Origin of the sequence: Parvibaculum sp. (assembly GCF_030694575.1) — a bacterium.
In the GTDB taxonomy this organism is placed as follows: Bacteria; Pseudomonadota; Alphaproteobacteria; order Parvibaculales; family Parvibaculaceae; genus Parvibaculum.
On the sequence record NZ_JAUYUS010000048.1, the window covers coordinates 17,443 to 29,242 of the forward strand.

Here is an 11,800-nt window from a genome sequence, read left to right on the forward strand (position 1 = left end):
TTTCTGAGCCATGTTCAGGAGCATGGGGCAGGGACGTTAAAGGGCGGTAAACCGCGCGATTTTTTCCGGATTTTTTGAGAATATTTTCGCGAGGCCGTTAAGAAAAAAGGGCGGACCTTGCGGTCCGCCCTTTGCGTTTGCAGCGTTTTTATTCTTAACCGAAGAGACGCAGAACGCCCTGTTCAGCCTGGTTCGCGAGCGAGAGAGCGGTGGTGCCCAACTGCTGGCGGGTCTGCAGGGCGAGCATTTTCGCACCTTCTTCGTTGGTGTCGGCGACGGTCAGGTTCGACGCGCCGGTCTGCAGTGTGTTGACGAGCGACTTGGTGAAGTCCTGGCGGATCTGCACCACGCCGAGGTTCGCACCGAAGGTCGAGGCCTGCTGACGCAGAACGCTGGTGGCGGAGTTCAGCGTATCGACAAAGGCCTTGATGCCGCTATCGAGAGCGAAGCCGTGATTGCCGGATTCATTGTTCACGGCGCCGATATTGAGGTCGCCTTCGGGCGTCAGGTTGACGCCTTCAATGTCGAGCTTGCTGGTCTGTTCGGTATTGAAGAAGACGCTGAGCGTGTCGCCCTTCAGGAGGTTCACGCCCTTGTAGCTGGCGTCCCTGGCGAGCTGTTCGATCTGCTCACGGAGATTGTTGAAGTCGCGTTCGAACTTGTCGCGATTCACGCCATCCGTGGCCGTCGTGCGGGAACCGAGCAGGCCGTTGAGGCTGACGGCCGTGCCGCCATTGTCCGCCGTTACGGCGACGTTGCGGCCGTTGGCGCCTTCGAGCTTGAGCTGGCCGTCGGTGGTGAGCGAGGCCGTGAGCGGCTCGTCGCCGTCAAAGGTGTCGTTGGCCCAGTCGATGAGGTCCTGGACGGTCGCGACGTTGCCGGAGGCGGCGCCGATCGTGACGGTCTCGGTGACTTCGCCGACCGTGATGGTGATGGTGTTGCCGGTGCCGAGAGCGCCGAGGCCGTTCAGGGCCGTCGCGGCGGAAAGGGGCGCGCCGGTCTGGTTGCCGGTGATGACGGCGGCCTTGACCTTGGTTTCAAGCGCCTGGTTCGCGACGGCCTTCATGCTGTCGACGAGTTTCAGGATCGACTTGATGCCCTGGTCGGCGGCCTCGAGCGTCTGAACGCCCTGGCCCATCGCGTCGAGCAGGCTGTTCAAATCCGAGGCGCGGTTGTTGAGACCCTGCGCCGTGAAGAATGAGGTCGGGCTATCGACAGCGCTGCGCACCTTGAGGCCCGTCGCCAGACGCAACTGCGTCTCGTCGAGCATCTTCGCGGTGTTCTGCATGCTGAGCAGATTCGACCGGATTGCGCCGGAAAGGACTACATCAGCCATTTTTCTCTACCCTCCAGGGTTTGGCCCGGCCGTCTCATGGCGGCACGAGCACTACACTCGGCATTAATCATTAATTCGACGTAAACGAACCAAACTGCATTGCGATTTGGCTGTCGGGTCCACCTTGTTCGGACCCTTGGCCGCTTCGCGAGTAATCCGGATGCAGGAACCGGCAATGCCGAGTTTCGTATCCAACAGATTGCTTGCCCTCTCTTTCGCAAGAGGCGGGCCAGCTTCATATATTCAATAAAATCAATGGGTTAGGTTTTTGGAGGGCGGCGGTTATGGGCAGGGTCTGCCGTGCCACGGGAAAATTTTTCCGCCTTCGGGGGCATGAAACCCCCTTCTTATATAGAGAGACGAAGAAGCAGGGCGGGCAGGAAAGGGTGTCAGAGCTTGCCGGCAGCGCGGAGCTGCGTCAGGGCTTCGCCGCCCATCGCCCCGGCCAGCGCGAGCGGATCGAAGCCCGGCTTGATCTGGAACGGGCGCAGGCAAGGATGCCACGGGATAAGGCCGGTGCCGAGCATGACCGGATTGCCGGCGGGCAGATAGACGACGCCGGGGATGCCGAGAGCGCCCGCCATTTCGGAGGAGGCGTTCCACTGGGCGACGAAGAAGTCGAGTTCGGCCGTGAGGGCGGCCGTACCTTCGAGATCGTTCATGGTGTCGAGGCCGGGCATCCGATGTATCCGGATGCCATATTTCTCTTCCGCTTCGGCAATCTCTTCGTCGGCACCGCCATATTGCAGGCTGACGACCTGAATGCCGTCCTGCTTCAGGAATTCCGTCCAGTGCTCCAGCTTTGTTGCGAAGGAGGAGCGGACATGGTTCCTGACGCTCGAGCGCCAGCAAAAGCCGATACGCGGGCCGGGGCCGAGCGTGGAAAGCCATTCGCGCGCCGCCTGCCGCCTCACGGGGTCGGCAACCAGAACGGGCGGGTTCGCCGGAAAGCTGTCGAGCGAGCGGCGGCGCCTGGAGGCGACGATGCCCGCCGGCGCGGTGACGTCGAAATCGACCGTGTCGCAATTGCCGAGGCCCGTCGAGGTTCCGGTTTCGGCGCGAACCGTCGCTTTCGGCCAGGTGCGGGCATAGAGCGGGACGAGGCGCGGGTCGGTCTCGATGATGAGATGGCCCACTTCGCCGATCAGCTCGTGGTAGCAGGTCGAGAAATAGAGATCGTCGCCGAGACCCTGCTCGCGCCAGACCATGAGGGTCTTGTCCGTCAAATCCTCGCCTTCCCAGATCAGGCCGGGAAAGGGGCGATAGGGTGTCCGCTCGCCGCAGGCGAAACCGAACCCGTACATGTCCCAGCCCGCCTCGATGTGGCCGGTCGCAAGGAGCGCGCGGGCGAGGTTCCACCGCGTGCCGTCGCAGTCCGGGTTTATGTTGAGAGCGATCTGGAGGAGCTTCAACGCCTCCTGCTGCCGCCCGACAATATCGAGAAGAGCACCGTAATTGGCGTAGACCGTGGGCAGATCGGGATTGAGGGAGATAGCGCGGCGGTAGCTTGCTTCGGCTTCCTCGTACATGGCGGCCCCGGCAAGCGCGCGTCCAAGCGTATTGTAGCATTCCGCCGTGTCGGGCCTGATCTCCAGCGCATGGGAGACGAGATCCACGGCCTCCTGATAATGGGCCTGTTCGACGACTATGCCGGCGAGATTTCCGAGGGCCACGAAGGCGTCCGGGTCGATCGTCAGGACGCGGCGATAGAGTTCTTCCGCGCGCTGAACGTATTTGAACGTAAAACAAATGCCGGCGAGTTCCAGCAAATGCTTTTCATCTTCCGGCGCAGCGGCCGCCGCGTCATCGAGAATCCGGACGACCTCATCCGCCCGCCCGAGCGCCATGAGCGTCCGGCAGAGGACGGTGAGCGCCTGGAAATGAAGAGGGTCGGCCGCGACCACCTTGCGGAAGCGGATCAGAGCATCGTCAGTGCGGCCCTGATCGAGGAGCCGGACGCCCTGCTCATATTTCTTCTGGAGGTCGCCGAGGACCGAATTGCCCACGGAAAGACGCCGTTTGGTCATGGTAGACATGGCTGGTTGCTGCCCCGCGACTGCCGATCGTTCATAAGCGCCATTTCGGCGCCATTATGGTTACCACCGGGTTAACGCCCGGTTGTGTCAGACGCGCGAGTCGAGGGTGAGGGAGCCGGCGCCGGCAGGGTTCGAAGCGCGGCGGGCGGCGGGGGCGGCATTGCGGCCGTAACCGAGAGAGGGCGCGACGCGCTCGCTCATGGCGTCGGCGACCATGCGGATGAGACCTTCCGAGACAGATTTTGCGGCATCGAGCGCCTCGGTATTGAGGGCGAGGGCGCGGTCGAGTTCGATCATCGCGGATTTGAGGCGGGAGACGCGCTCGGCGGGCGCACGGTCGACGAGTTCCTTGCGTGTACGGATCGCCTGGACGTCCATCGCATATTCATTGGCGAGGCGGATTTTCTCCGGCTGGAGCGCGGCAACCTCATCCTGGGCGCGGTCGCGCAGCAGAGCCGTCTCGCGGGCGACGATTTCCGTCAGGCCGGCGGTGAGCGCGAGGACGCGGTCGACCAGATCGACGGGGGCGAGGGTTTCGGCGGCGATGCGGCGGGGCTCGTTCATTGGGGCATCTCCTGCATTTTCAGCATTTCGCGATAGACGGCGTCGGCAATGCCGATGCCGCCCGATTGCGCCATCTGCTTGCCGTACTGATCGACGAGCATGGAGCGGAACATGGTTTCGCCCGGGCCGCCGCTGAAGGGATCGTCTTCGCCGACGCCCTGATACATCGACTGGAAAAGCGTGGAGACGAACTGCGCCTCGAAATCCTGCGCGGTTTCCCAGGCACGCCGGTCGCGCGTTTCATCCGCCGCGCCGGACTTCGCCGCATGGAGCGGCGGCTGCGCGGGCGTGTGGATGAAGGCGGGGAGGGCGGCGAGAGCGTCCATCACATCACCTCGATTTCGGCCTGCAGGGCGCCGGAAGATTTGATCGCCTGAAGGATCGTAATCATGTCGCGGGGGCTGACGCCGAGCGCATTCAGCCCGTCGACGAGTTCCTTGAGGCTGATGCTGCCGTCGATGATGCCGAGCTTCTTGCCCTGTTCCTCGTCCACCTTGATGTCGGTGCGCGGCACGACCACGGTGTCGCCTTGCGTGGAGAAGGGCGAGGGCTGGCTGACCTGCGGCGTTTCGCTGACGGAAATCGTGAGATTTCCTTGCGCGATCGCGACCTTGCTGACGCGGACATCCTGACCCATGACGATGACGCCGGAGGCTTCGTCGATGACGACGCGGGCGGCAAGGTCGGGCTGGACGCGGAGCTGCTCGATGTCGGTGAGGAGGGCGACCACGCCGCCATTATAGGCGGGCGGCACGGTGAGCTGCACCGTTGTCGGGTTGTCGGCGATGGCGGTCCGCGTGCCGATGAAAGCGTTGATGGCGGAGGCGACGCGCTGCGCGGTGGTGAGATCCGGGTTGCGCAGCGAGAGGCGGAGCGAGCGCAGGTCGGAAAGCCGGAAGTCCAGTTCGCGCTCGACGATGGCGCCGTTGGCGATGCGGCCGTTGGTCGGCACGCCGCGCACGACGGAGGCGGCCTCGCCCTGGGCGGCGAAACCGCCGGTGGCGAGCGAGCCCTGCGCGACGGCATAGACCTGGCCGTCGGCGCCCATGAGAGGCGTGACGAGGAGGACGCCGCCCTGGAGGTTGGTCGCGTCGCCGAGGGCGCTGACGGTCACGTCGATATGGGTGCCCTGGGCGGCGAAGGCGGGAAGATTGGCGGAGACCATGACCGCGGCGACGTTTGCCGTTTTCAGCGAGGTGCCGCGCGTGTTGACGCCGAGGCGCTCCAGCATGCCGATGAGGCTCTGCTGGGTGAAGGGGGCGTTGCGGAGCGTGTCGCCCGTGCCGTTGAGGCCGACCACGAGGCCGTAGCCGACCAGCATGTTGTCGCGGATGCCCTCGACATCGACGATGTCCTTGATGCGGGAACTGGCCTGTGCGCCGGCCGGATCGAGGGCGGCGAGCAGGCAGGCGAGCGCCAGCGTCAGGAAGGAACGGAAATGGAGGGCAATGAGCCGGGACATGAAACGACCGTTTAATCGCTGCGATACGGGCTCCTATAAGCGAAAGCCATGCCATGGGGCGGGGGCCGGGCGTCCACCTCCAAGTATTTGATTTTGCTTGTATTTCTTTTGGGCCGGGGCTGCGGCCGGCGGTGAAAGGGCGCGGATTGCCGGGCGGCGGCGGCGCGGACCGGCAAATCCTGCCCCTTTGGCCTTTTCCCCATGCGGGGGCTTGCGGGTCAGGGTTAACGCCACTTTAAGGGGTGCCGGTCCATTTTGGAGGAACCGGAACGTTTCCGGCTTCGGGGATCGGGGAAACCCAGATGAAGATCGGCAATACCAGGGCAACATCGCAGGCGGGGGGCGCGCGCGCCACATCCGTCCGAAGCGGCGGCAGCGGCTTCGCGCCGGCGGGCGCCGCGGCGACGCGGGGCGCGGCCGGGCTTTCGGGGCCTGCCTCTCTCACCGCCGTCGATGCGCTGCTGGCGCTGCAGGAAACCGACGATGCGCTCCATGCGCCGCGCCGCAAGGCGGTCGCCCGGGGCGAGGAAATGCTGGATATTCTGGACGATATCAAGCTTGCGCTGCTGCTGGGCCGGGTGCCCAAGGCCAAGCTTTCCAGGCTGCTGAGCGTGGTGGAACGCCAGCTCGGTGCCGTCGGCGACCCGATGCTGCGCGAGGTGCTCGACCAGATCGAGCTGCGCGCGCGGGTGGAACTGGCGAAGTTCGGAACCTATACTAAAGGCTAGGTTTCGTCCGCCTTCCGGCCCGGGCGGGCCGCCGAAGGATTTCACAGATATTTCACCGGCTTGGCGGGTTTTGAGCGGTTGAGAATCGTGACCCCTCTCCCTATACTCCGCCGCGTTTCGGCTGGGGTTCCGCGTTACGAGAAAGATTGCCAAGGATGGCTGTCCGTTTGCCCAAAGGCTATATGCCGTCAGACGACGAACCATTTATGAACAAGCGGCAGAAGGAATACTTCCGCCGCAAGCTCGAGAAATGGAAAGAGGATATCCTCAAGGAGAACCGCGAGACGCTGCAGCATCTCCAGGATGACAGTGTGCAGCATCCCGATCTCGCCGACCGCGCGTCTTCCGAGACCGAGCGCTCGCTCGAACTGCGGACGCGCGACCGCCAGCGCAAGCTCATCGCCAAGATCGACGCCGCGATCCGCCGGATCGACGACGGCACATACGGCTATTGCGAGGAGACGGGCGAGCCGATCAGCCTGAAGCGTCTCGACGCGCGGCCGATCGCGACGCTGTCGATCGAGGCGCAGGAGCGGCATGAGCGGCGCGAGAAGGTCTATCGCGACGACTGAGCGTGCCGGCATGGAGACGAAATAAAAACGCGGCCCCGGGAGGCCGCGTTTTTCTTTTTCCGGCGCGTCGGCGCGCCGACAGTCGTCTCTAGAACGGCATGACGATGTCGAAGAGCTGCTGGCCGTAGCGCGGCTGCTGCACGTCGCTGATCTGGCCTTGGCCGCCATAGGCGATGCGGGCTTCGGCGATCTGCGTGTGGGCGATGGTGTTGGTGTTGGAGATGTCCTCGGGGCGGACGATGCCTGTGACCTCGAGGTCGCGCACTTCGTAGTTCACGCGCACCTGCTGACGGCCGGCGATGACGAGGTTGCCGTTGGGGAGCACCTGGGTGACGACGGCGGCGACGGTGAGGTCGATCGATTCCTTGCGGTCGACGGAGCCGGTGCCGGCGCTCGAACTGGTGCTGCCGAGGCGGGCGAGGTTGTCCTTGTCGACGCCGTCGGGGAAGACCTTGCCGAGATAATTTTCGTAGCCGAACAGGTTGCCGAGTTCCGCGTCTTCGGCGTTGGCGCGGCTGCGCTTGGTCGAGTTGTTGACCTTGGCGCTGTCGGCGATGCCGATGAGGACGGTCAGGATGTCGCCGACGCGGGCGGCGCGCTGGTCGCGGAAGAAGGCGCGCGAGCCGGAGCGCCAGAGCGAGTTCGGCTGGTAGACGACCTGCTCGGGTTCGGGCATCGGCATCGAGACGGTCGTCGCGGGCGAGGCGATGGGCGCGAAGTCGGGCGCCTTGCCGATGTTCGAGACGCGGTCGACGGCGCTGCAGCCGGCAAGCGCGGCGGCGAGGAGGGCAATCGAAGCGAGGCGGGAAACATTACCGTACATTTTTATTGGCCTTTGCGATCGGAACTTCGGCGTCAGGAATTGTCGGCGGCGCGGGCGAGGCTCGCCGCGTGGGCGGCACCGGGCGTGTCGATGGTGACCATGTTCGGTCCGGTGACGACGCCCTGCAGGGTGCGGTTGGAACGGGTGTTCAGTACGTTGACGATGTCGCCGACGGCGCCGCTCTGGAGCGCGCGGCCGCGCGCGGGGAGGGTGAGCGAGCCGGAGACGAGGGTTACGTCGACCTGCGCGCCCTTGTCGACGACGATCGGCGGAGACATGTCCGACTGGCGCAGCGGCTCGCCCGCGCGGGCGGGGCGGCGCGGCGACATGCCGACGAGGTGGTCGAGGGAGGCGATCATGTTCTGGCTGACGCGGTTGGCGGGCAGGCGCACCCAGTCGATGTCCTGCTGGCGGACGACGTCGCCCGGCTGCATGTCGCGGGTGAGGACCGGCACGTCGAGCACGGCATAGGCGCGGCCGGTGACGCGGCGGAGCGGGCTCAGCATGTCGCCGGCGGGCGCGCGGACGATGGCGGTGAAGGCGCCGCTGCGGGTGTTGTAGGAAATCTGTTCGACGCTGACGGTCGGTTCGGCGGTCTCGGCGACCTGGATGCCGGCCATGCCGTTGGTGAAGTCGACCTGCAGGACGGCGGCGGAGGGCAGGGCGGTCGAGCGGGTTTCGACGGCGGCGGCGATGGCGGCCGCGACATCCTCGTCCGGCACCGCCAGGCCGCTGCGCGCGACGACGACGTGGGTGAGGCCGGCGTCGTTGCGCCATTCGATGCCGTTGCGGCGCGCGGCAAGCGAGATGCGCGAGACGGAAATTTCGGTACGAAGGCCGGGCGCGGGCGCGTTGGCGACGGCAACGCCGGCGGCGGCGCCCGCGTCGTCGAAGAGATCGCCGAGCGTGACGGCGGTTCCGGCGACGGTGACGGCGGGACGAAGCTCGGCGGCCTGCGCGGCAGAGGCGAGGGCGAGGATTGCGGCGGCGACGGCAGCGATACGCGACAACATCTCTTTCAGCCCTTACTTCATGTTCGATGTGACGGACATCATTTCGTCGGATGCGGTGATGATCTTCGCGTTCATCTCGTAGGCGCGCTGGGCGGTGATGAGCGAGGTGATTTCGGTGACCGCGTTCACGTTCGAGGTTTCGAGGAAACCCTGAAGCACGCTGCCGAGACCGTCATTGCCTGGAGTGCCGATGGTCGGCGCGCCGCTGGCCGGCGTTTCCGCGAAGAGATTGCCGCCGAGCGGATCGAGACCGCCTTCATTGGCGAAGGCGACAAGTTCCATCTGGCCGACGATCTGCGGCGCGGTCTGGCCGGGGATGGCGACCTGCACCTGTCCGTCGGCGCTGATGGCGATGTCGGTCGCCTCGGGCGGAATGGTGATGCCGGGGGCAAGGGTGTAGCCGTCGGCGGTGATGAGCTGGCCGTCCGCGCTGATGTGGAAGGAGCCGGCGCGGGTATAGGCGTCGTCGCCGCTCGGCAGTTCGATGCGGAAGTAGCCGCGGCCCTGAATGGCGACATCGAGCTTGTTCTCGGTGTTGTCCATGTTGCCCTGGGTCATGATGCGATTGACCGCGGCGGTCTTGACGCCGAGGCCGACCTGCACGCCGGCCGGGACGATGGTGCCCGCGTCCGACGAGTTCGCACCGACGCGCCGCAAGTTCTGATAGAGCAGATCCTGGAATTCGGCGCGGCCGCGCTTGAAGCCGGTCGTGCTCATGTTGGCGATGTTGTTCGAGATCACCTCGACATTGAGCTGCTGGGCCATCATGCCGGTGGCGGCGATGCTGAGCGACTGCATAGCGTTTCTTCCTTACTTGCGGGCCGGCCTTAGGCCGCCGCTCCGAGATCCTGAATGGCTTTGCGGCGCATCTGGTCCGCCTGGTCGATGAGCTTCTGCGCGCTCGCGTAGGAGCGCGTAACCTCGATCATGTTGGTCATTTCGAGGATGGGGTTGACGTTCGAACCTTCGAGCGCGCCCTGGACGAGCCGGATGTCGGTGGCGGGCACTTCTTCCTGCGCGGTGGAAAGCAGGGAGTTGCCGACATTCTTCATGTCCTGCTGGTTTTCGAAGGTGACGATGGCGAGCTTGCCGCGCTGGCCGCGATCCGTGGAGATCGTGCCGTCGCGGGCAATGGTGATGTCGGTTTCGTCGCGGGCGAAGGTGATCGGGCCTCCCGCATCGGTGAGCACGGGGTCGCCGGCGGAGGTCACGAGCCGGCCTTCATTGTCGAGCGTGAAGTTGCCGTTGCGGGTGTAGAGGACGCCCTCCTGCGTTTCGATGCGGAAGAAGCCCTCGCCGGTGATCGCGACGTCGAAGGGGTTCGCGGTCGTCTGGAGCGCGCCGTCGCGCGTGTTGCGGTGCTGGCCGACATCCTGGACGAAACGGATGACGTTGTCGGGACTGTCCTCGGAAGCGTCCGTCGTCATGAACTGTTCGAACAGCATCGCCTCGGATTTGTAGGCGGTGGTGTTCATGTTCGCGATGTTGTTCGCGATGGTCGCCATTTCGCGTGCCATCGTCATCTGGCGCGAGAGACCTACGAGAAGGGCGTTTTCCATGTCGATGCCGGCGTCCGTTTGAATGCACTGGCGCAAGCGTGGCGCCGCCTGCAGATGTGCAGGGGCTGTGCCAGTTGGAAACCCGAGTCAAATCAACGGGTTGGCGTATCCGGGGCGGCGCGGGCGACGGTTCGCGGAAGGCTTTACCGGGTAGTTTCTGCCGCCCGGCGAGCCGGCGCCGCGCAACAATCTCTTAAGACAAATTCGAGACGGGGCATTCCGCCAACGCTTCATTAACCAAAGTCGGCGAGCATCCGTTTCGAGCGGCAAATATGCCGCGGTGGATTGAAGCATTCCCGGGCCGGGCAGGTGGCCGGGCCTTCATGTCAGGTGGGGCATAGTCAAAATGGCGGCAGTCGACGCTGATATTTCCGACGACGAAGAAGAAGTCTCCGAGCAACCGGTAAAACGCCGGCTCGCCGGGAAAGTGCTCGTGCTCTATGTCGCGTTGCCGATGCTGCTTCTGATCGGCGCGGGCGTGGGCGTCTATATGTCGGGCATCCTCGGTGGCTCCGCCGAAGAGGAAGAAGTCGTGGCCGTCGCGCCCGTACCGGTGTTCTACGACCTGCCGGACTTCCTCGTGAACCTGAGCGGGCCGCCGCCCCAGCATTATCTGAAGCTGACCGTGGCGCTGCAGGTGGTCGACAAGGAAGCGATGGTGCTGCTCGAACACGAGATGCCGCGCGTGCTGGACGGTTTCCAGACATTCCTGCGCGAATTGCGCCCGGAAGATCTCGAAGGGTCGCAGGGCATGCTCAGCCTCAAGGAAGAGCTGATGCGGCGCCTGACGCTCGCCACGCAGAAGCAGCTCGTGACGGACGTGCTCTTCAAGGAAATCATCGTTCAATAACCCACAGGAAGGCGCGGGACCGATTACATGACCGCCGATCTCAAGGAACAAGGACAGGACGCGCTCGCCGCCGCCACAGAGGCCGCGACGAAAGCGCCGGAGCGCGTGCTCAACCAGGACGAGATCGACAGCCTGCTCGGCTTCGAGGTGGACGAAAGTTCGACGCCGCAGCGGCATGGCATCGACGCGATCGTCAATTCGGCGCTGGTCTCCTACGAGCGTCTGCCGATGCTCGAAATCGTGTTCGACAGGCTGGTGCGCCTGATGACGGTTTCGCTGCGTAATTTCACATCCGACAACGTGGAAGTGTCGCTCGACAACGTGTCGTCGATTCGCTTCGGCGATTACCTCAACTCCATTCCGCTGCCCGCCATTCTCGCGGTCTTCCGCGCGAAGCAGTGGGACAATTACGGCATGTTCACGGTCGACTCGAACCTGATCTATTCGATCGTCGATGTGCTCCTGGGCGGACGGCGCGGCACCGCGGCGATGCGCATCGAAGGCCGTCCCTACACGACCATCGAACTCAACCTCGTCCAGCGCATGATCGAAGTCGTGCTGCAGGACGTGCAGGCGGCATTCGAGCCCCTGTCGCCGGTCACGCTCGAACTCGACCGGATGGAAACCAATCCGCGCTTTGCGGCCATTGCAAGGCCCGCCAACGCCGCCATTCTGGTGAAGCTGCGCGTCGACATGGAAGATCGCGGCGGGCGTATCGAATTGCTGCTGCCTTATGCGACGCTCGAACCGATCCGCGAACTTCTGCTGCAGATGTTCATGGGCGAAAAATTCGGCCGCGACACGATCTGGGAAAGCCATCTGGCGACCGAACTCTGGGCGACGAAGGTGCCGCTGGA

13 protein-coding genes are annotated in these 11,800 nt (G+C 64.6%); 4 read left to right on the top strand and 9 right to left on the bottom strand.

Going from position 1 to position 11,800, the window contains the following annotated elements; genetic code table 11:
• Positions 1-154: 154 nt before the first annotated feature.
• The 5 genes from Q8S60_RS07500 to Q8S60_RS07520 form a co-directional block, all read right to left on the bottom strand.
• Positions 155-1,336 (bottom strand): flagellin, encoded by a 1,182-nt coding sequence (locus tag Q8S60_RS07500; protein ID WP_305276607.1) that lies wholly within the window; start codon positions 1,334-1,336, stop codon positions 155-157.
• Positions 1,337-1,725: 389 nt separating this feature from the next.
• On the bottom strand, positions 1,726-3,372 hold the full coding sequence (locus Q8S60_RS07505) for a lipopolysaccharide assembly protein LapB (RefSeq protein ID WP_305276608.1): 1,647 nt from the start codon (positions 3,370-3,372) through the stop codon (positions 1,726-1,728).
• Positions 3,373-3,459: 87 nt separating this feature from the next.
• Positions 3,460-3,936 carry a hypothetical protein gene (locus Q8S60_RS07510; RefSeq protein ID WP_305276609.1) on the bottom strand — a complete coding sequence of 159 codons (477 nt, stop codon included), beginning with the start codon at positions 3,934-3,936 and terminating at the stop codon, positions 3,460-3,462.
• Complete coding sequence (locus tag Q8S60_RS07515; protein WP_305276610.1) at positions 3,933-4,262, bottom strand: rod-binding protein; 330 nt, start codon at positions 4,260-4,262, stop codon at positions 3,933-3,935. Before Q8S60_RS07515 ends, Q8S60_RS07510 begins: the two co-directional genes overlap by 4 nt.
• On the bottom strand, positions 4,262-5,398 hold the full coding sequence (locus Q8S60_RS07520) for a flagellar basal body P-ring protein FlgI (RefSeq protein WP_305276611.1): 1,137 nt from the start codon (positions 5,396-5,398) through the stop codon (positions 4,262-4,264). Before Q8S60_RS07520 ends, Q8S60_RS07515 begins: the two co-directional genes overlap by 1 nt.
• Positions 5,399-5,700: 302 nt before the next feature.
• Between Q8S60_RS07520 and Q8S60_RS07525 the strand changes: the two genes are divergently transcribed.
• Together Q8S60_RS07525 and dksA are read left to right on the top strand one after the other, a co-directional pair.
• Positions 5,701-6,126 (top strand): flagellar assembly protein FliX, encoded by a 426-nt coding sequence (locus tag Q8S60_RS07525; protein WP_305276612.1) that lies wholly within the window; start codon positions 5,701-5,703, stop codon positions 6,124-6,126.
• A gap of 155 nt (positions 6,127-6,281) precedes the next feature.
• Positions 6,282-6,698 (top strand): RNA polymerase-binding protein DksA, encoded by a 417-nt coding sequence (gene dksA / locus Q8S60_RS07530; protein WP_305276613.1) that lies wholly within the window; start codon positions 6,282-6,284, stop codon positions 6,696-6,698.
• Between the two features lie 88 nt (positions 6,699-6,786).
• Here dksA and flgH read toward each other — a convergent pair whose 3' ends face one another.
• From flgH to flgF, 4 genes are read right to left on the bottom strand one after another with little or no spacing between them, the layout of a single operon-like run.
• The gene (flgH, locus tag Q8S60_RS07535) at positions 6,787-7,521 is read right to left on the bottom strand and encodes a flagellar basal body L-ring protein FlgH (RefSeq protein WP_305276614.1); all 735 of its coding nucleotides are present in this window, start codon (positions 7,519-7,521) and stop codon (positions 6,787-6,789) included.
• A 32-nt stretch (positions 7,522-7,553) separates the two neighbouring features.
• Entirely contained in the window at positions 7,554-8,534 is a 981-nt protein-coding gene (flgA, locus tag Q8S60_RS07540; RefSeq protein ID WP_305668465.1) for a flagellar basal body P-ring formation chaperone FlgA, read from the bottom strand.
• A 12-nt stretch (positions 8,535-8,546) separates the two neighbouring features.
• Entirely contained in the window at positions 8,547-9,332 is a 786-nt protein-coding gene (flgG, locus tag Q8S60_RS07545) for a flagellar basal-body rod protein FlgG (RefSeq protein ID WP_305276616.1), read from the bottom strand.
• Positions 9,333-9,361: 29 nt separating this feature from the next.
• Positions 9,362-10,093 carry a flagellar basal-body rod protein FlgF gene (gene flgF / locus Q8S60_RS07550; RefSeq protein ID WP_305325597.1) on the bottom strand — a complete coding sequence of 244 codons (732 nt, stop codon included), beginning with the start codon at positions 10,091-10,093 and terminating at the stop codon, positions 9,362-9,364.
• A gap of 346 nt (positions 10,094-10,439) precedes the next feature.
• Here flgF and Q8S60_RS07555 point away from each other — a divergent pair, with 346 nt between their 5' ends.
• Entirely contained in the window at positions 10,440-10,943 is a 504-nt protein-coding gene (locus Q8S60_RS07555; RefSeq protein ID WP_305276618.1) for a flagellar basal body-associated FliL family protein, read from the top strand.
• Positions 10,944-10,970: 27 nt separating this feature from the next.
• Positions 10,971-11,800, top strand: an 830-nt coding sequence (gene fliM / locus Q8S60_RS07560) for a flagellar motor switch protein FliM (RefSeq protein WP_305668466.1), incomplete at its 3' end; no start/stop codon positions are given.